This is a genomic window from Rothia mucilaginosa (assembly GCF_901875305.1).
Classification (GTDB): domain Bacteria; phylum Actinomycetota; class Actinomycetes; order Actinomycetales; family Micrococcaceae; genus Rothia.
This window is the reverse complement of sequence record NZ_CABFLY010000002.1, coordinates 239855-258497: the sequence shown is the minus strand read 5'-3', so window position 1 is coordinate 258497 and position 18643 is coordinate 239855. Positions and strand designations below refer to the sequence as shown.

The window sequence follows — 18643 nt, the reverse complement described above, 5'->3', positions numbered from 1 at the left end:
GTGTGTGGGGATCCGTGGGGATCCGGCTCGGGGCCGTTACGGAAGAACGACGACCTGAGCTGCGAAGGCAAGACCCGCGCCGAAGCCGATCTGCAGGGCGAATTTGCCGGAAAGTTCCGGGTTCTCCTTGAGCAGTCGGTGGGCTGCCAGCGGCACGGATGCGGCGGAAGTATTGCCGGCATCGACGATGTCGCGCGCAACGGCGACGGTATCGGGAAGCTTGAGGGTCTTGACCATCTGGTCGATGATGCGGGCGTTAGCCTGGTGCGGAATGAGAGCACCGAGCTCGTCGGGAGTGATGCCAGCTTCTTCCAGGGCCTTCTTGGCGACCTTAGCCATCTCCCAGACGGCCCAGCGGAAAACGGAGGGGCCATCCTGACGCAGGGTGGGCCAAATCTTCTCGCCTTCCTGGACGGGGTTGGCAACGAAGTCGCGGTTGCGAATATCGAGAAGGGAGTGGGTCATGCCGACGGTGCCCCAGCGGGATCCATCCGAACCCCAGACGGTGGGGGCAATACCGGGCTCGTCGGAGACGCCGACCACTGCGGCACCCGCGCCGTCGCCGAGCAGGAAGGAGATGGAGCGCTCGGTGTTATCGATGAAGTTCGACAGCTTTTCAACGCCAATCACGAGGACGTTCTTGGCGGTACCGGCACGCACGAGAGCATCCGCCTGGGCGATGCCATAGCAGAAGCCCGCGCAGGCTGCGGAAATATCGTAAGCGGGGCACTTAGAGCCAATAGCATCGGCGACGATGGTAGCCAGGGAGGGAGTTGCGTAAGGGTGCGAAATGGTCGAGATGATGACCGCTTCAATGTCTTCGCCAGCTACACCGGAGGACTGCAACGCGTCCTTTGCAGCACCAATGGCAAGGTCGGTAACGGACTGGTTCTCGCTAGCGCGGTGGCGAGTAATGATGCCGGTGCGCTGGCGAATCCACTCATCGGAAGAGTCAATGGCCTCGACAATGTCATCATTGCGGACGATGACCTCACCGCGGGCGGCACCATAGCCGAGGATGCGGGAGTAACGGTTGATTTCGTACTGCTTGAGGGTAGTCACGTATTCAATCCTTTATACTGTTGCGGCTCGCAGGCTGCGGGCTGCTGTCTATGGGGGTGAAGCTGGGTCGATGCCCGTACTTAGGCTTTGAGGGCGTCGAGGTCCTCGGGAGTGTTGATGGCGGTGCCGGGGACGCCGCGCATGGCACGCTTAGCCAGGCCGACGAGGGTACCGGCGGGGGCCACCTCAATAATGCCAGAGACTTCACGTTCAAGCAGGGTTGCCATGCACAAGTCCCAGCGCACCGGGCTGGTGACCTGCGAGACCAGAGTCTGAACAAACTCTTCACCCGAGGTAACAACGGAGCCGTCACGGTTGGTCAGAAGCAGCGAGCTCGGGTCGGAGACCTTAAGAGAGTCCGCAAATTCCTTAAGCGCGGGAACGGCGGGGGCCATAGCTTCGGTGTGGAATGCACCGGCAACCTTCAGAGGAATTACTCGGGTGCGGGCCGGCGGGTTGGCGGCAAATTCCTCAATGGCGGGGATGGGGCCTGCGGCAACAATCTGCCCGCCGCCATTGGAGTTCGCGGCAACCAGGCCTGCGGCAGCGATGGCTTCTCGAACCGTGTCCTCGACACCGCCGAGGACTGCGGCCATACCGGTCGGAGAGGCGGCGGCAGCCTCCGCCATGCCGTTGGCACGCACGCGCACGAAGCGCATGGCGTCTTCTTCACTAAACACACCAGCGAGGGCGGCAGCAGTGATTTCACCGACGGAGTGTCCGGCGAAGACGAGCTCTTCACCCTCGAGATCCTTGAGGGCAAGGCGACCGGTCACGATACCCGCTGCCACAATGAGGGGCTGAGCGATGGCGGTGTCCTTAATGGTTTCTTCCTCGGCTTCGGTGCCGTAGTGAATCAGGTCGATACCTGCTGCCTCAGAGAGTCGTTCCAGGTGCTCGCGCACCCCTTCAATCTCAAGCCAGGGGCTCAGGAAGCCCTTCTTCTGGGATCCCTGACCGGGGCAAACGAGTGCGCGCATGCGGTGCGACCTTTCTGGTTTTAGTACTCGTACGCGGCGCCGCAACGGGGGCGGCACCCTCAGATAATCTGTTACCTATGCTACCGCGTTCCATCGCTGTGCATAAAGTTTCAGCGTAAGTTGAACGGTGTATAGCTTAGAGCGAACGCAACCCGCCCATATATAGAGACAGCCACGTGCTACTCGACAACGCGCTATTTGGAGCATCCCTCCCCCGCCGATTAAGCCCGCGGGTGCGCGCGGGCGTAGGTTTCGGCCAGGCGTCGCATCGACACGTGCGTATAAATCTGCGTTGTCGCAAGCGATGAGTGCCCCAGTAGCTCCTGCACCGAGCGGATATCGGCCCCACCATCAACCAGGTGGGTCGCTGCAGAATGACGCAGAACGTGCGCGCCAGAGGCCTGTACGTTCTCCACGGTGCGCATCAGACGTGTCAGGTCCTCACGAATCTGACGGCTATTGGCCCGCCCACCGCGAGGCCCAATGAACAGAGCCGTCACCCCGTTCGCACCCTCAGGAATCCACTGCGGGCGCCCCTTCGAAACCCAACGGTTGAGGGCTTTGAGAGCCGGCGTTCCCAGCGGAACCACTCGCTCCTTGTTACCCTTGCCCAGCACACGCACCGTCTTATTCACGCGGTCGATGCTCTGCAGGTCCAGGCCGGTGAGTTCGGAGATACGCATTCCGGAGGCGTAAAGAACCTCAACAACAGCCTCCAGGCGCAGCAGACGAGGGTTCAGGGGATCCTCAGCCCGCTGCCGCTGAACGTTTTCGATGAGCTGGCTCATCTGGTCCCGGCTGAGCACGGGCGGCAGGTGGCTCTCACGCTTGGGGGTGCGCATACCGCGCATAGGGTTGGCCTGCACGAGCTCTTCCTCCTGTGCCCAGGAAAAAAAGGTTCGCAGGGTCGAACCCCGACGGGCCACGGTTGAGCGGGCCGCACGGCGCAGGTGAAGCGAGCCGAACCATTCGCGAATGAGGGAGGCATCGATACTGTCCACATGCCGCACGCCGCGACGAGCCGCATAACCGAAGAACCCCTCCAAGTCGGAGACATAGGATCGGATAGTTTCTTCAGAACGATGCTTCTCGTAACGCAAGTAGCGTTCGAAGCGTTCGATAACCGGGCGGAAAACCTCACCGGAGACGCCCAGGGCCGACTCACTGTTTGCCAATTCACCTGAGGCCTGACCCTCCGGCTCCTCCAGGGGGCGGGTGTAGACAACGGGAAGCGTGGTCGAGGAAGCGTCCCCGCCCGTGCCAGGCTGCACAGGATGCGGTAACTGGTCCATAGCTTCTCCTCTCGACCTTTCGGGCAACTACAGTAATCACCGGTGGACGGGTACCACCGCATGCCTACCAGCGGATTGCGTGGTGTAGCGGATGGCCCTGTGTGCCGGGGCACAACGGCGGAACAAACCGGTTCTCCCCATTCTAAGCGTTGACGTACTCTACAGGCCTACCCGAACCTACACCGCAGGTGGGCAACGTAAGACGCAAACCACAGCATCGAGATGAAGTCCGGGACGGGAGAGCCCCCTCCCTCCGACCATCTTCTCAGGCTCCCATCTTCGGGCGAATCTTACGCCAGCTAGTGCCGCTGCTCTCGGCCAAGCCCAGTCGTTCCAGCTGAGCGAGGTCCATCATGACCTCTCGAGCACCCATCCCCAGAGCACTGGCGATATCGTCCACCCCGCGGTATGAACGCAAACCCAGGTTATCCCACACCCTTCCCTGCCGTTCCGTGAGCTCGTCAAGAACAGTGGAGGCTGCCGACACCTCGGCGTCCCAGTCTCCTGAATGTTCCGCACCAAGCTCGTATCCCGCAGCGGCATCGTACTCCAGCAGGTCGGCGGCTTCCGTCAAAATCTGAGCGAGGCCGTCACGTAGCAGACGGTTCGTACCCACCGAATTGGGTGAGTTAATCTGCCCTGGCACAGCCCAGAGGGGACGACCGATTTCGAGAGCATGGCGTGCGGTGTTCAGCGCCCCGGAGCGCCAACGAGCTTCAACCACAACCGTGTGCCTGGCCAGACCCGCAATGAGCCGATTACGTTCCAAGAACCGCCAACGGGTCGGAGTGTTACCGATACTCACCTCACTCATAATGAGCCCCCGCTCAACAATGCTTCTGAGCGTATCGCCGTTCTGAGCCGGGTAAAGACGATCCAGGCCGCCAGCCATGAACGCAACGGTGGGTAGCTCAGCAATGCTGTGGGTGAGGGCCGCACGGTGTGCCGCAATATCGATACCCATCGCGCCTCCAGAAATCACGAGGTAACCTCGGCGGGCGAGCTCGGCGGTCAAGTGAGTGGTCGCCTCACTACCGTAAATGCTGGGATCTCGCGAACCCACCAGGGCCACACTCGGCAGATTCGCAAGGTTAAGCAGGTGCCTCGAATCCCCCAGACACCACAGACCGTAGGGTTGCGCAGGGCCCAGGTCCCGGAGCTGCCCGGGCCAAAGCGAGTCTGCCGGGGTCACGAGCCAGGCACCGAAGGTAGCAGCCATATGGGCTTCAGAAGCCAAGGTTCGTTCCATACGACGGTTCCAACGCAGGCGGCGAGTTGCGAGTTCAGCGCGGAAGGTATCGCGGTCCATCTGGTGTTCCCCGGGACGATAGTAGTCACACGCGTTCGTCATGGACCGGTTGCTCTTCCGGTCAACGATACCGGTGACCCCTCGCAGAAAATCACCAATCTGAGGGTCTGGTTCACCACACTCCCAAATCTCCGACGGCACCCTTTCGCCGGTGAGCAGGTAATACACCGCGAGGGGCGTTCCCAGGGAAGCGAGCGCCTCAACCACCAGCTCATCAGCAGGCTCTGCGTAGCGCATCAGCTGGGCGGTGCAGCAACGCACGTATTCGCGGCATGCGGCATCAAGCTCTTCGGGGCTGAGGTCAGGATTGAACAGCGGAGGCGGCCCATCGGATTCTTCGTTCGCGGAAACTCCAGCGGGATTCTCAGTCTCAGATTCCTCTTCCCCGGCCTCAGTCTTCTGAGGGTCACCTGTAGCTTCCTCTGCGCTGTGCTCCCCCACGACCGCCGAAGACTCTGTGGCTGTCGAAGGCTCAGTATCCATCGAAGGCTCAGCGTTCATCAAAAGTCCTGTAGCCATCGGCGCGCCGGGGCCTGCTGGTTCTTCTTGCCCGTCCTGCGGATTAGGGAGGTATGCCGGGTTGAGACACGCTGCAAGATACCCCGGCTCGCGCGCGGCACTGTAGGGACTCGGCGAGGGCTCATTCCCGAGGGAAAGAATATGCTGGGATCGCCAGCTAGTTAGGACGCGCAGGTCAAAGTCCGCTTCCAGAGCAAGTTCCCCCTGAACGTATTCCCGTCCCTCCGGCTTCGTTCCGGCCACGGCGTGTGATGCCGCCTCCCGGACGCTATTTCGTTTCGTGCCGCGATGCGCGGCGGCAGAGTATCGATTTGTGGTTGAGGTCATTATCTTTCTCCCCTATCATCATTGATTTCTGCATCTTGGTTTGTGTACATCATGGGTCAGTGCAGCTGCCCCTGTTGGCGCAGGAACAGGGCCACGTCCAGGTGCTCCCGGCTCGGGTAGGCGGCCCCATCCAGGTCGGCCAACGTCCAGGCGATGCGTAGCACCCGGTCGTAGCCGCGCGCCGTCAGGCTCCCCCGGTCAACTGCGGCGTTGAGCTCACCGGTGAGTTTTGCATCCAGACGGAGCGGCCCGCGCAGAATCTTGCCGTTCATCTCTGCGTTTGTCTTCAGACCGTAGGGTTCCAAACGCTCGCGCTGAGCCCCGCGGGCAGCCATCACGCGCTCACGAATCTGTGCCGAGCTCTCATTTACCTGACCTCCTGCAAGCTCCGTGGACGAAACCTTCGGGACCGTCACATTGACATCGATACGATCCACGAGCGGCCCGGAAAGACGCCCGAAGTAGGCGCGCCGTTCCCGGGGTGCACAGGTGCACTCGGTGCCAAGCCCCACGTTCATGCCGCAGGGGCAGGGATTAGCGGCGAGGATGAGCTGAAAGCGCGCCGGGTATGTGGCTGATGCGGTAGAACGGTCCAGGGTTACGACCCCGGATTCGAGGGGTTGGCGCAGGGAGTCAAGGACTGTGCGTTTGAATTCGGGAGCCTCATCGAGGAAGAGCACGCCGCGGTGTGCTTTAGACACGCATCCGGGTCGAGGAATACCGCTACCTCCTCCCAGAATTGCCGGCGCTGAGGCGCTGTGATGCGGGGCCTCAAAGGGAGGCTCACGCACCAGTTCGTTGAGGGCCTCCCCCGCCGAGCAGAGGGAACGGATAGCGGTCACTTCCATTGCCGCATCGTCATCCAGGGGCGGCAGGATGCTCGGCAACCGCTCGGCCAGCATGGTTTTGCCCGAACCGGGAGGGCCGGTGAGGAGCATGTGGTGCCCGCCGGCCGCAGCGATTTCCAGGGCGAAGCGGCCCTGCGCTTGGCCGGCTACGTCGCTCATGTCCGAGGGAATTCCCGCGTTTTTCTTGGGGAGGGCCTTCTCCTCGGGGTTCGGGGCGGGCGGGTAGGTCAGCTTCTGCGTCTGTGCGCCCAAGGCCGCGAACACCTCGGCCAGGCAGCGGAATCCGCTCACCTGCGCACCGGGGATGAGGGCCGCCTCTTCTGCGTTTTCAGCGGGGACGATGACCCGGTGGTGCCCGGCAGCAACCGCGGCTTTCACGGCGGGCAAGATACCCGGAACCGGGCGAATCGCCCCGTCGAGGCCCAGCTCTCCCAGAAACACGCTGTCTCCGCTCGGATGCAGCTTCTTCTCGGCCTGCAGTGCGGCCACCACAATGGCCAAGTCGAAGGCCGATCCGCGCTTAGGCAGGGTCGCCGGAGTCAGGTTGACGGTGAGTCGATGCTGGGTCAGGGTAATTCCGGTGTTCTTGGCGGCAGAACGAACACGTTCTTTGGACTCGTTGAGAGCGGTATCAGGAAGTCCCAGCAGCACGAAACCGGGAAGGCCCTGCGAGATATCGGCCTCAACGTCCACAACGTGTCCACTCAGACCCACGAGAGCTACGGAGTAGGTGCGTGAGAAGCCCATTACGCCACCCCCTTCAGGTGTTCGAAGGTCAAGGTTTCGCAGGTTCCGGTTACCGCAATCGCGTCGATGCGAAAGCGCGCGAAGTCCAGGCTCTCGCGCAGGCGACACCAGAGAATCGCCAGGGCGCGGGTACGGCGTGCCTTGTCGCGGCTGATGGCGGCAAAGGGATGCCCAAAGTCCTCGGTGCTTCGGGTTTTGACTTCGATAAAGACGAGCTCGTCGTCGGGGTCAATCGCGACAATATCGATTTCGCCGCGAATCTGTTCGTGCTCCAGCCCGGCGGGCGGTCGCCAATTACGGTCGACAATGCGGTAGCCGTTCACCTCCAGGATGCGACTGACCACTTCTTCGCCCCAACGGCCGACACTGTGGGCCCGGGGCAGTGCCCGCGGGGCTGCGGCGGGGTTCGTCCGGGCGCGTGCGCCTCGCGCACGTCTGCGGGGCGCATCCGCAGATTCGTTTGTTCGGGGCATCTGTGGCGTGATGCTCTGAGGTTCGGGGGTCACGATTCCCTCCCACGGTAGATGGCTTGGTTGTGCTTCTACTGTGCCCGGGCGAAACGGGCCGAGGGCTCGGAGAGAAAAAACTGTGGATAACCTCGGCCGCATCGCGGTAAGAGAGGTTATCCACAGCTTCTTATTTGAAATTTTAGGGGTATTTTTTCAAAAACCGGTCGACGGGAACGTCATATACACGCCGAATGCCGGAATGCTAGGCGTTAAAATCCGGCATCTCGGGGACCGTAAACTCCTGATTGGGCAGACGCTCCTCCACGTTCACATCACGCACCGAGTAGGCGTGCACTTTCTTCACAAAGCGGTTGGAACGGAACACATCCCACACCCAGACATCGCTCATGAGCACCTCAAAGTAGAGGGTGCCCTCCTGCACGTGCGGGGTCACGTCCACCTGATTTGCCAGGTAGAAGCGTCGGTCGGTTTCCACCGCGTAGCTAAAGAGCGACATGACGTCCTTGTACTCGCGGTACAGCGCCATCTGGGCGTCTGTCTCGTAGTTTTCGAGGTCTTCTGCGCTCATGTTCCTCCTACAGTCGTTCAAGGCTGTGTGTACAGTTCAGGTCTCCCCAGCGGGTATCTCACCAGCATTGCGGGGCACCCCAATCAATACTCGGACCCCTCAGCGGTGCTCCCTCCTCCTAGCGTTCGGGGCTCTTCTCCCCGGATGCACGGGCCCGCTGCGCGGCCGCTATCTGCTCGGCGGTGGCCGGCAGTGACCAGGACAGGCGGTGCATCGGGCTGGGGCCCTGCGCGCTGATTGCCTCGCGGTGGGCGGCCGAGCCGTAGCCCTTGTTCTTTGCCCAGCCATACCCCGGGTGAACCCTATCGAGGGCCACCATCAGCTCGTCTCGCTCAACCTTCGCGACCACCGAGGCCGCTGCGATTGAGGCGCACTTGTAGTCACCCTTGATGACCATGGTCACGGGCATAGCCGCGGGTTCCCCTACCCCTTCCCAGGCTTCGGCCAGCAGGGTATCGTAACGCGCCTGTGCCGGGTCCGGTGCCAGCGCACTGAACAGGTCCTCCTGCGGAGGGGTGATCCAGTCGTGCTTACCATCCAGCAGGGCGGCGTCGGCGCGGTAGCCTCGACGAGCCAGGGAAGCCAGGGCTCGCTGGGCGGCGAGCCGCAGCGATAGGGTCATGCCCAGCGCATCCACGTCCTGCGGGTTCACGTGGCCTACCTCGACGGCACACCAGCGGCGGATCTCGGGGACCATGGATTCGCGGCGCGCGGGCGAGAGGGCCTTGGAGTCAATCAACCCGCCCACTTCGAGAGTGGCATCCGGGGTGAGGATTGCGACGCCTACAGTGACCGGGCCGGCCATGGAGCCGCGGCCCACCTCGTCGATGCCTGCCACCGCGCGTGCCCCTGCTTCGAAGAGCTGCTTCTCATGTTCCAGGTCGGCAGCGGGCTTTGGTGCCCGAGGCTTCGCGGGTTTGGGTTTCTCCGCTTTTGCGGGTTCCTCTGCCTTTGCGCTCACCGTCACGGTGCCTCTCCTACTTTTCGGGGGTCGAGGTCGGGGAAGGAACCGAGGAGAACACGGAGCTCTCGTCGGTGAGCAGACCAAAATGGTTCAGCGGCCAGGCCACCACGAAGACGTTACCCTGAACGTCGTCCTTCGAGATGAAGGCAGTGCCGTCAGAGATGTGGTAGCGAGAATCCGCGGAATTGCTACGGTGGTCACCCATCACGAAGTACTTGCCCTTAGGCACGGTTACCTTAAAGGCCAGCTCGGAGGGCTGGTTACCCGGGTACAGGTACGGCTCGTTAATCTCCACGCCGTTGACCTTGATCTTGCCGTTGCCGTCGCTCTCCACCACGTCACCGGGGGTACCAATAACGCGCTTGACCAGGAAGTTCGAAGAGGTATCGGGCAGAATACCTACGAAGGAGAGGCCTTCCTTAATGGGGTTGGCGCTCTTCTGGGTGGAGGGAATCCAGCCCTGAGAATCCTTGAACACGATGACGTCACCGCGCTTGGGTTCATTGAAGTAGGAACCCGCTACGTTAATGAATACGCGGTCGTTAACCTGCAGGGTCTGCTCCATCGAGCCGGAGGGAATGTAAAAACCACGCAGCAGAAAGGTCTTAATCAGGAACGCAATAATCAGGGCGTAGAGAACCACGGTACCGCCCTCGCGCACCTGAACCCAGGCCCATTCACCCAGGCGGTCCTCTTCACGAGCCTTAGCGAAGGTTAGCTCGGCCTGTTCGGCACGCTTGGCCTTGCGACGCTCCTTGGCGGTCATGGTCGAGGGGTCTTTAGGCTTCTCCTCGCTCTTTTCCTCAGCCTTCTCGGCGGTCTTGTCAGCAGTCTTATCCGCGGTGGATGCTGCACCCTCCGCTTCTTCCTTCGAATCCTCGCTATCCGTTGCTTCAGGCTGAGCGGATGCGCTCGCCGCCTCAACATCGGCGGGTCGAGCTTCGTCTACACGGGGGTTCTCAACCTCTTCGGAGGAGGCCAGCTCGACCTGTTCACGCTTCTTCTCTTCGGCCAGACGTGCGGCGTACTCCTCCATCTCGCGGCGCTCGCGGCGGGATTGGGGCTTATATCCCTCAGGATAGGGGCTGTTGTTCGCAGTCGTCTTATCATCTGCCATGCTGAAGAGCCTTTCGTTTGAGAGATATATAGGCCAACCTGAGTGAGGCGGTACCTAGCTATTGTAACGAGAGCACCAGCACTGCCGCCTCTTTGACTCGTCAAGTGATGTTTCGTTGGGTTCTACAGCACGTCAGCAGAAGGGCAGAGAGTGTGCTCCACAGCTCGTATCTTGCCCGGGGCTTAGGCACCGCATCACTGCATCCCGGGTGCTCACCCGGATACGCAAAAACCGCCCCACATTCCGCACGGGTGCGGATGGGAGCGGCTTGCAGCAGAATTCTGAACCGATAAAGATTAGAACTCGCGCTTCTCGCGGATACGAGCAGCCTTACCGTGGCGGTCGCGCATGTAGTACAGCTTTGCACGACGGACGTCACCGCGGGTCACAACCTCAATCTTCTCGATGGAGGGAGAGTGAACGGGGAAGGTACGCTCAACACCAACGCCGAAGGAAACCTTACGGACGGTGAAGGTCTCGCGAACGCCTGCACCCTGGCGGCCAACGACGAAGCCCTTGAAGACCTGGATACGGTGGGTCTTACCTTCAACGATCTTAACGTGAACGTTCAGGGTGTCACCGGGGCCGAAGGCGGGGACGTCGTCACGGAGGGACTTCTTGTCGAGGAAGTCAAGAGTCTGCATAGTGTAGATCTCCAGAGCCATCTGCCGCAGGTCAAATAGACTCAGATTGCTCTGCCCCACAGCGGGGCAGAAAACCTCATGCTTCGAACAGGATTGGTGCCCGAAGGTGTGCCTCGTTGGTCGCTCTCCCCCCTGCGGCAGGGGCGTGCCCGACGGCAACACAGTTTTTCATTATCCCAAGGCTCTCGCCTTTATGCAAGCATGGGCGACAACTGTTAGAAGGGAACCTCGTCACTTTGGGATAGGCCACCTTGAGGCGGAGGAGCAGTCTGTACTCCCGCAATCTGCAGGCCAGCGCTCTGAGCCGCCGTATTCGGAGTCTCGACATTCTGCGGCACATTCGATACCGCACCCAGCGGCATATTCTGCGGCGTGTCCAGCGGGGTTCCCTCGTGGAACGTGCGCTTCTCCACAGTGCGAGCAAATGAGCTAGTACCGTAACTCAAGTCGTGACCGATACCCTGCGCATCAATCTCCACCGTGGTTCCCTGGGTGCCATCCTCACGATTCCAACGGTTGATGCGCTGGCGCCCGCTGACGACGAGAGGCTGTCCCTTCTGCACCGAGGCAGCAATGTTCTGTGCCAGGCGGCGATAGGCTTTGATGGTGTACCAGTTGGTTGTTCCCTCCTTCCAGGTTCCGGTGGAATCCTGCCAGCGAGGGGTGCTGGCCAGGCGGAAGTTCACGACAGGCACGCCGTTCGGCAGGGCCGCCAAAGTCGGGTTGGACGCGGTAAATCCGCGGATTACGATAGTGTCGCTCACGATATCTCCTATGATTTCTCGGGGCTAAAGCTCGGAGTTAAAGCCCTTGTGTCAGCTCAGCTGAACCGATTGAGGCGCCGCTACTACTCAAGCTTCCGCCTAGTGTTCTGCCCTACCGAGCCGGGCCGGCAGGTTAATCCGGTCGGCTCTTCGGGTAGGTTTTCTTCTACTGTGCCGCGTGCATTGCCTCCGGGTTCCGCCCCTCGCGCATCTGTGGATAATTCGCCGTCGTATCGCGTTACCGTTCTACCTGTGGATGGGATATTTGAATGTTTAGGGTGATTTTTTCAAAAACCGGCGAGAGGAATCGTGATTGGAACGAATTATGACACCGCCACTGCCCCTCGCTCCCCACCCCTCAGAGGCGAACTAATTCACGACAAACGAGTTACCTTTTGTGTCGCAAGCCCTCTATCCTTGATGGAGCGGCGCCCCGCCGCATTGACCGACATTTGACCGACACACCGTGCTACCCCTGGAGTTTCCGTGAGCAAAAAGCCCATGAACAGCAACGACCTGCCCTCGCTGCAGGATCTTCAGCGGATTCAACGCAACCTGCCCAAGCTCCCGGAGTCCATGGACCCGCGGAAGAAGCGCCTCATCTACGGCATGCTGGCCCTGCTGGCCGTCATTCTGCTGGTTGTCGGCATGATCTACGTAAGCAAGCACGGCACGGGTGGTCTCTTTGGGTCGGAGTCTTCGACCTCCACCACCGACGATGATGACGCCAACGTAGCAACCGAGACGCTCTCCGAAGTCAAAAACCCGTACAAGGCTGTTGACCCCGCCACCGCGCTCGCACCGGATCTAGCCACCGCGAAGAGCGAGCTGGCCTCGCTACAGGTGAAGGACCGCGCTTCCAAGACCGGATACTCTCGTGAACAGTTCGGCCCCGCCTGGGATGACGTGGACGGCAACAAGTGCAACACCCGTGACGACATCCTGCGCCGCGACCTGACCAATGTTCGTTTCAAGGTCAAGACTCACGCATGCACCGTCATTACCGGCACCCTGGCAGACCCGTACACCGGTAAGACCATCGAGTTCAAGCGCGGCAAAAAGACCTCTTCGGCTGTGCAGATTGACCATGTGGTGGCTCTTTCGAACGCGTGGCAGACCGGTGCACAGGATCTGACCGCGGAGCAGCGCCGTCAGCTGGCAAATGACCCGGAGAACCTGCTTGCCGCGGATGGCCCGGCCAACCAGCAGAAGTCGGATGCGGACGCCTCCGAATGGTTGCCGAGCAACGCCTCCTACCGCTGCACCTACGTGGCTCGCCAGGTGCATGTGAAGGCCAAGTACAAGCTGTGGGTAACCGCCGACGAGAAGAAGGTTATGGAACGCACACTCAACTCGTGCAAGGAAACGAACCCCGCCAAGAAGTAGCGCAGAGAACCCCGTAGCTTTGCGGTAATAGAAAACCGCCCCGCACCCCCGTTGAAGGGTGCGGGGCGGTTTTCTTGTACGGCGCCCCAGGAGGGAATCGAACCCCCGACCAAGAGATTAGAAGGCTCCTGCTCTATCCTCTGAGCTACTGGGGCCTTCCTCTAGGGTACACGAGTCTGGGCGGTTCCCTGCACGTTTAGATGCATACGGGGACCGTCGGGGCCGGAATGCGCGGGGGAGGTTAGCTCCGCGCGGAGCCGGTCAGCGCCTCGCGCTCTTGCTTCTTTGCCTCGCGGCGGCGAGCGCGGCGGCTCGATGCACCTGGGAACAGCTGCCACCACAGGCGAATCGCGGTGCGGCGCACCTGCGTGGGGCGGAAGCTCACGTACACCATACGGCGGGTTGCCGGGTCAAGGACCATAAGGTACACGATGTAGCCCAGGCAGACCACCGTCGCGATGAGCCGGCCCATGTCCTGGTTGAAATCACGCAGATAGGGCGAAACGTTCAGCTGGTCGCTCACGCCGTACGCCATGAAGAACAGCGTGGTGATGAAGTACCACATGAGCTGGAAGTGCGAGCGCAGGCCGGTCGCGGCAAGCATCGGGATGGCCCAGAGCAGGTACCAGGGCTGAATCATGGGGCTACACAGGAGCATGAACAGGATGGCCAAGCTGGCGTGGCGCACAATGTTGCGGTCGCGTCCAACGAATGCCATCGAGAGTGCGCCAAGCATACCGATACCTTTACTGAGGGTTTCGAGAAGCTGGCGGATAACCTCGAATGCGTCGCCCTGTATGAAGAGGGATGCGGCGCCGATTATCAGGCCGAAGGGGGTGTACCAGATGTACTGGCCGCCGGTCGTGGACAGCGCCTTAATCCAGCCGAATTCGAGGCCGGTAGCCCAGCCCATGACAGCCATCTCGGCAAGTAGGAGCACGCCAGAGAAGGCCCAGAATACGAACTTACGCGGCCAGGAGGCGTTCTTGCCAGCCCAGAGCAGACCTACGAAGGGTAGTACCACGAGAGCAAGGGGCTTGACCGCCACGCCAAGGGCTACAAAGGTCACGCCGAGCGGGCCGCCCCATCGGGTGTTGCGGTAGCGTTTGGCGTAGTAGAGACCGCCAATCATGAACATGGTCATGAGCGAGTCGTTGTGGCCGCTGGCGATGAATGATGCGATAAACAGCGGGTTTGGGCCGATCTGCCAGAGGGCACGAGCCTGGTTAAAACCGTGTGCCTTGGCGAGCTTTGCTACGTAGAAGAGGATGCCGATGACCGCGAGCACGGAGAGCAGGCGGAAGTAGAAGAGGGAGAGGTCGATGTTCTCCCCCGCCAGGCGCACAACCCACTCTTCGAGGGTGAGAGAGACCGGACCGTACGGCGGCGGCGACTCGGCCCACATGGGATCCGCACCGTTCTGCATGAAGTTCGAGATTTCGGAGACTCCGTGCTTGTACGGGTTCAGGCCGTGCGCCATGACCATGCCCTGCCCGTAGTAAGAGAACATGTCACGGCTGTAGATGGTGAGGGCAAAAATCTGCGGAAGAGACCAGCTGATGGTGACGGCAATCATCCACCGCAGGGCGTTGGGTTCATTCCAGTCGCCCATTTTCTGGTAGATGCGTAGCCATTCACGGCACATAATCATGGCGCCGAGGGCCAGCAGAATGATGCCGGTGATGACCCATGTGGCGTCGAATCTGATGGCGCGAATCAGGTCGTAGCGCCAAAAGTTGGAGCTGTCCGAGAGCCAACCGACAGTGTAGGACCCCAGAGTGACCATGATCGAGCCGATGGTGCCAATGACGAGCGTTCGCAGACGGTGGTTATTGACGTAGTCCAGCAGCCGAGGTGAGAGGGGCGCGTCGTGTGCTCTGGCGGAGGCGAGCCGGTGTGTGGGCTCTTTACGTGAGCGCATTACTCCCTTTCTGTATGCGTCGTCTCTTTGGCTCTTATCATACCCGAGCGCCCTGTCGAAGCCCTGCGGATTCGGGTATCAGAGCACGACGTGGACGGCCCTTCGACACGTTCCGCTACGCTTCAAAACGTTCCGACATGCGAAGGAGCAGGCGGGCGCGAATGGGGGTAGAGTTGGAGTGTGAGTATTTCTAGTGAACGTATTGTTTGGATTGACTGCGAGATGACCGGCCTTGACGTGGCTAATGACGCCCTGATTGAGGTGGGTGTTCTGGTCACCGATGCCGACCTCAATGTTTTGGGTTCGGGCGTGGAGTTCGTCATTAAGCCCGGCGACGAGTCCCCCGCGGGTGCGGTGGAGAACATGAATGACTTTGTGCGTTCGATGCACGAGTCCTCGGGTCTGATGGATGACCTCGAGAACGGCGTGTCGATGGATTACGCCCAGGAGCAGGTGCTCCGCTACGTGAAGAAGTATGTCCCCGTGGCGGGCAAGGCGCAGCTGGGCGGCAACTCGGTGGGTATGGATAAGCGCTTCCTGGAGCGTTACATGCCAAAGGTGATGGACCACCTGCACTACCGTGTGATTGATGTGTCCACGATTAAGGAGTTGGCTTCGCGCTGGTATCCCGCCGCTCGCCACAGCGCCCCGGTGAAGACCGGCCACCACCGCGCGCTGGGCGATATTAAGGATTCTATTGACGAGCTGAAGTACTACCGTCGCGCAATTTTTGTGGAGCAGGGCCCGGATTCCGTGGCCGCCGCTAAGATTGCCCGCGAGGTTGAGGCTGAGCGCGCCGAGCTGGAGGCGAAGGCCGCCGAAGCTGCCGAGTCCGAGTAGGAACGGCACCTGATTCGGTGTAGCCGTGCACTGAGGATGCGCATCCTGCGGGCCCGTGAGGATGTCTCGGGGGTGCGCATCCGGTGTGTTTCGAACCCGAATTTGAATTGTAACGAGCATCACTCTATCTCAGCTTGGCAGGGTTCGCGAACTCATGTAAAGTAGTACCCGTTGCACATCGCAAGGGAAACCAAGCGAAGCACATGGTGGTCGTAGCTCAGTTGGCAGAGCGCCTGGTTGTGGTCCAGGAGGTCGCGGGTTCAACCCCCGTCGATCACCCCGATGGAAAGGGTCGTTATGGTTATCCGTAACGACCCTTTCGCTTTGCCCTCGGCTCGTCAGGCCATATGTTGCCTCAGCTATTCCGCATAGAAGCTACTTATTACGCCGACGAACCCTCACACCAAACCTCTAAACCAGTGAGCAGGAACAAGAGCATACTCCGCACCTTCACGCGAAAGGTGCACCCGGCACGTTCCCACTCCACAGTTCCCGTTCAACACAAGCAAAGGATGATTTCCGTGGCTATTCGCCCCATCGTTATTCACGGCAACCCCGTTCTGCACCGCCCCGCGGCACCCGTCACCGAGTTTAATGATGAGCTCAAGGAGCTCGTGGCTGACATGTACGAGACCATGGACGCATCCAACGGTGTGGGCCTGGCGGCACCGCAGATTGGTGTGGGCCTGCGCATCTTCACCTACAAGATGGAGAACGAGGACGGCGTTCCCCCGCGCGGCTGCATCATTAACCCGGTGCTGACCCTGGGTAAGATTTCCACCGCCGACCCGGACCCGTACGAGGAAGAAGAGGGTTGCCTGTCCTTCCCCGGTTACGGCTTCCCCCTCAAGCGCGCCGCGTGGGTCACCGTGAACGGCCTTGACGAGCACGGCAACCCCGTCCACTTCGAGGCGACCGGCTGGTTCGCCCGTTGCATGCAGCACGAAACCGACCACCTGGACGGCAAGCTGTACGTGAACCGTCTGAACAAGAAGTGGGCCGGCAAGATGAAGAAGGTCGTGAAGAAGGAAGGCTGGACCGTCGACGGTAACTCGTGGATGCCGGGCGTGGATCCGGACCCCTTCGGCCACTAATCACGGGCTCTCCCAAAGGCCAGGCAGGCCTCCCGCAAAGCTTTAAAGCGAAGACCGCGAACGCGTTAGAAAATGCGTTCGCGGTCTTCGCTTACCATCTGCGGATGGTGACGTGAAAACGGGTCATCCTATGAGCCGGGTTCTGTCTAAAACGCCGTCCGAAGGGGCGTTTCGAGGCAATCATCTATCTAGAACGTACGTTGCCGCACGTCTCAAGCAGCCTACCCGAATACGCACCCTGAGAATCAGGGTTCGGGCGCACTACCCTACCATGGCGTATTCTGTTTGACCTTGCTCCGAATGGGGTTTACCTAGCCGGGCACGTCACCGCGCCCGCTGGTGGTCTCTTACACCACCCTTTCACCCTTACCGCGGCGAACCGTGGCGGTTTACTTTCTGTGGCACTGGCCTGCGGGTTACCCCGAGTGGATGTTATCCACCATCCCGTGCTGTGGAGCCCGGACTTTCCTCGAAGCATCCGAGTGCCTCGCGATTGCCTAGACGGCCCGTTTCACCCAACCCATTATACGCACACCCCTGGCGGTGGCTATTTTCCGGGTTCGTCTCGCGGGTGTATTAGAAGCTCGCGGGCACGCTAACAGCCTGCCGGGTACACTGGGTAGATGCTAATTCTTCTTCCCCCGTCCGAAGGTAAAACCCCCGCCCCCGCTGGCAATGCGCCGGTTTCTTTTGCCGACCTCTCGTTCCCTGAGCTGACTGCCGAGCGTGAGAGCGTTCTGGAGGAACTGACCGCGGTCAGTTCCGGCCCCGATGCCCTAGCGGAGCTCAAGGTGGGTGCCTCCCTTGAAGCCGAGGTGGAGCGCAACACGCGCCTGCTGACCGAGCCGGCTCAGCCCGCGATTCGCACCTACACGGGCGTGCTGTTTGAGGCGCTGGATTATGCGAGCTTCTCCCCCGCCGAACGCGATGCCGCGCACTGGTCGCTGCTGATTTCTTCGGCGCTGTGGGGTATTCTGCGCCCCGAGGATGCAATCCCCGCCTACCGCCTGTCGATGGGCGTGAAGCTGGGTTCGATTGGTGCATTGGCGAACTTTTGGAAGGGGGCGTTGGGCACCGCACTGGAGGCTACCGCGAAGGACCAGCTGATTCTAGATTGCCGTTCTGCCGCCTACGCGAAGTCGTGGGTGACTCCCCCGTCGCAGACCCTGGCGGTGCGCGTGGAGCGTGTGGCGGCTGACGGCTCCCGCAAGGTGGTCTCGCATATGGCGAAGCATTACCGCGGCCTCTTTGCGCGTTACTTGATTCAGTCGGGTCTGACGGCGCGTCCGTTGGATGGTTCGACGGCCGGTATTGCCGAGTTTCTGGAGGCGGTCAGCGAGGACTGGTCGGTGGAGTGCACTCTACCTACGGCCCGTAAGGCGGGCGTCCTGACTCTCCTCGTGCACGAGGAGCAGTAAATCTCTGTGGGCTTCACATCGTGATTTTCAGCCGGGTGGTGACTTCTTGCCGCTCGGCTGAAAATTTTAATATTAAGAAATTTTTGACCGCAAAAGAGCCGCTCGCTATTACGTTCTTTCCTAATATTCTAGTATTTCCTATCATCGGTACTTTACTAATGCACATTTACGGTGCGCTCATCATCGGATGCGCTACTTTCTTTATGCATTCAATGTGTTTATAGTATTAACTACCCCTCCTGCTGGGGGTCATATTCACTTCGTTTTCTCTCGACTCAGCACTCTCGAGGCCCAGCGCGTCCTGCCCGCCGGTAAGTCTCTTTCAGGCTATATGACCTGATTATGGATTTATCAGCGGTTCTCAATTGTTCAG

16 protein-coding genes, 2 tRNA genes and 1 other RNA gene are annotated in these 18643 nt (G+C 60.6%); 5 read left to right on the top strand and 14 right to left on the bottom strand.

Going from position 1 to position 18643, the window contains the following annotated elements; all coding sequences use genetic code 11:
- Nucleotides 1-36: 36 nt before the first annotated feature.
- From JX292_RS03240 to JX292_RS03190, 11 genes are all read right to left on the bottom strand, one after another.
- On the bottom strand, nucleotides 37-1062 hold the full coding sequence (locus JX292_RS03240; protein WP_204861408.1) for a beta-ketoacyl-ACP synthase III: 1026 nt from the start codon (nucleotides 1060-1062) through the stop codon (nucleotides 37-39).
- 80 nt (nucleotides 1063-1142) lie between these two features.
- Complete coding sequence (locus tag JX292_RS03235) at nucleotides 1143-2042, bottom strand: ACP S-malonyltransferase (RefSeq protein WP_204861406.1); 900 nt, start codon at nucleotides 2040-2042, stop codon at nucleotides 1143-1145.
- Nucleotides 2043-2263: 221 nt separating this feature from the next.
- Nucleotides 2264-3334, bottom strand: coding sequence for a tyrosine recombinase XerC (locus JX292_RS03230; protein WP_204861404.1), 1071 nt, complete (start codon nucleotides 3332-3334; stop codon nucleotides 2264-2266).
- 265 nt (nucleotides 3335-3599) lie between these two features.
- Complete coding sequence (dprA, locus tag JX292_RS03225; RefSeq protein ID WP_430538699.1) at nucleotides 3600-5489, bottom strand: DNA-processing protein DprA; 1890 nt, start codon at nucleotides 5487-5489, stop codon at nucleotides 3600-3602.
- 56 nt (nucleotides 5490-5545) lie between these two features.
- Nucleotides 5546-7084 carry a YifB family Mg chelatase-like AAA ATPase gene (locus JX292_RS03220; RefSeq protein ID WP_204861392.1) on the bottom strand — a complete coding sequence of 513 codons (1539 nt, stop codon included), beginning with the start codon at nucleotides 7082-7084 and terminating at the stop codon, nucleotides 5546-5548.
- Entirely contained in the window at nucleotides 7084-7557 is a 474-nt protein-coding gene (locus tag JX292_RS03215; protein WP_204861391.1) for a YraN family protein, read from the bottom strand. Before JX292_RS03215 ends, JX292_RS03220 begins: the two co-directional genes overlap by 1 nt.
- A 238-nt stretch (nucleotides 7558-7795) precedes the next feature.
- Entirely contained in the window at nucleotides 7796-8122 is a 327-nt protein-coding gene (locus tag JX292_RS03210) for a DUF2469 domain-containing protein (RefSeq protein ID WP_204861390.1), read from the bottom strand.
- 118 nt (nucleotides 8123-8240) lie between these two features.
- The gene (locus JX292_RS03205; protein ID WP_204861388.1) at nucleotides 8241-9083 is read right to left on the bottom strand and encodes a ribonuclease HII; all 843 of its coding nucleotides are present in this window, start codon (nucleotides 9081-9083) and stop codon (nucleotides 8241-8243) included.
- Between the two features lie 16 nt (nucleotides 9084-9099).
- Nucleotides 9100-10203, bottom strand: coding sequence for a signal peptidase I (lepB, locus tag JX292_RS03200; RefSeq protein WP_204861386.1), 1104 nt, complete (start codon nucleotides 10201-10203; stop codon nucleotides 9100-9102).
- 296 nt (nucleotides 10204-10499) lie between these two features.
- Nucleotides 10500-10847 carry a 50S ribosomal protein L19 gene (rplS, locus tag JX292_RS03195; RefSeq protein ID WP_204861383.1) on the bottom strand — a complete coding sequence of 116 codons (348 nt, stop codon included), beginning with the start codon at nucleotides 10845-10847 and terminating at the stop codon, nucleotides 10500-10502.
- A gap of 215 nt (nucleotides 10848-11062) precedes the next feature.
- A complete protein-coding gene (locus JX292_RS03190) occupies nucleotides 11063-11611 on the bottom strand; it encodes a single-stranded DNA-binding protein (RefSeq protein ID WP_204861381.1) in 549 nt (182 codons plus the stop codon).
- A 486-nt stretch (nucleotides 11612-12097) separates the two neighbouring features.
- On the opposite strand from JX292_RS03190, the gene JX292_RS03185 reads away from it, so the two are divergent.
- Nucleotides 12098-12997: an HNH endonuclease family protein gene (locus tag JX292_RS03185; RefSeq protein WP_204861378.1), complete on the top strand. Its 900-nt coding sequence runs from the start codon at nucleotides 12098-12100 to the stop codon at nucleotides 12995-12997.
- Between the two features lie 82 nt (nucleotides 12998-13079).
- On the opposite strand, the gene JX292_RS03180 is transcribed toward JX292_RS03185, so the two are convergent.
- Both JX292_RS03180 and mptB read right to left on the bottom strand, forming a co-directional pair.
- Nucleotides 13080-13152: transfer RNA gene (locus JX292_RS03180), tRNA-Arg, on the bottom strand.
- 86 nt (nucleotides 13153-13238) lie between these two features.
- Nucleotides 13239-14918 (bottom strand): polyprenol phosphomannose-dependent alpha 1,6 mannosyltransferase MptB, encoded by a 1680-nt coding sequence (gene mptB, locus JX292_RS03175; RefSeq protein ID WP_204861376.1) that lies wholly within the window; start codon nucleotides 14916-14918, stop codon nucleotides 13239-13241.
- Nucleotides 14919-15098: 180 nt separating this feature from the next.
- Here mptB and orn point away from each other — a divergent pair, with 180 nt between their 5' ends.
- The 3 genes from orn (at nucleotide 15099) to def (ending at nucleotide 16852) form a co-directional block, all read left to right on the top strand.
- Nucleotides 15099-15758, top strand: coding sequence for an oligoribonuclease (gene orn, locus JX292_RS03170; RefSeq protein WP_204861373.1), 660 nt, complete (start codon nucleotides 15099-15101; stop codon nucleotides 15756-15758).
- Nucleotides 15759-15964: 206 nt separating this feature from the next.
- Nucleotides 15965-16037, top strand: a tRNA-His gene (locus JX292_RS03165).
- 242 nt (nucleotides 16038-16279) lie between these two features.
- Nucleotides 16280-16852: a peptide deformylase gene (def, locus tag JX292_RS03160; RefSeq protein WP_204861370.1), complete on the top strand. Its 573-nt coding sequence runs from the start codon at nucleotides 16280-16282 to the stop codon at nucleotides 16850-16852.
- A gap of 115 nt (nucleotides 16853-16967) precedes the next feature.
- On the opposite strand, the gene rnpB is transcribed toward def, so the two are convergent.
- Nucleotides 16968-17361, bottom strand: an RNA gene (rnpB, locus tag JX292_RS03155) — RNase P RNA component class A.
- A gap of 114 nt (nucleotides 17362-17475) precedes the next feature.
- Here rnpB and JX292_RS03150 point away from each other — a divergent pair.
- A complete protein-coding gene (locus JX292_RS03150) occupies nucleotides 17476-18270 on the top strand; it encodes a YaaA family protein (RefSeq protein WP_204861368.1) in 795 nt (264 codons plus the stop codon).
- Nucleotides 18271-18643: the final 373 nt, after the last annotated feature.

Bases quoted from the DNA above. Each gene is read 5' to 3' on its own strand.
- JX292_RS03150 (WP_204861368.1), top strand. From the start codon at position 17,476: ATGCTAATTCTTCTTCCCCCGTCCGAAGGTAAAACCCCCGCCCCCGCT.
- JX292_RS03235 (WP_204861406.1), bottom strand. From the start codon at position 2,042: ATGCGCGCACTCGTTTGCCCCGGTCAGGGATCCCAGAAGAAGGGCTTC.
- mptB (WP_204861376.1), bottom strand. From the start codon at position 14,918: ATGCGCTCACGTAAAGAGCCCACACACCGGCTCGCCTCCGCCAGAGCA.
- rplS (WP_204861383.1), bottom strand. From the start codon at position 10,847: ATGCAGACTCTTGACTTCCTCGACAAGAAGTCCCTCCGTGACGACGTC.
- JX292_RS03220 (WP_204861392.1), bottom strand. From the start codon at position 7,084: ATGGGCTTCTCACGCACCTACTCCGTAGCTCTCGTGGGTCTGAGTGGA.
- JX292_RS03210 (WP_204861390.1), bottom strand. From the start codon at position 8,122: ATGAGCGCAGAAGACCTCGAAAACTACGAGACAGACGCCCAGATGGCG.
- JX292_RS03230 (WP_204861404.1), bottom strand. From the start codon at position 3,334: ATGGACCAGTTACCGCATCCTGTGCAGCCTGGCACGGGCGGGGACGCT.
- lepB (WP_204861386.1), bottom strand. From the start codon at position 10,203: ATGGCAGATGATAAGACGACTGCGAACAACAGCCCCTATCCTGAGGGA.
- dprA (WP_430538699.1), bottom strand. From the start codon at position 5,489: ATGACCTCAACCACAAATCGATACTCTGCCGCCGCGCATCGCGGCACG.
- JX292_RS03215 (WP_204861391.1), bottom strand. From the start codon at position 7,557: ATGCCCCGAACAAACGAATCTGCGGATGCGCCCCGCAGACGTGCGCGA.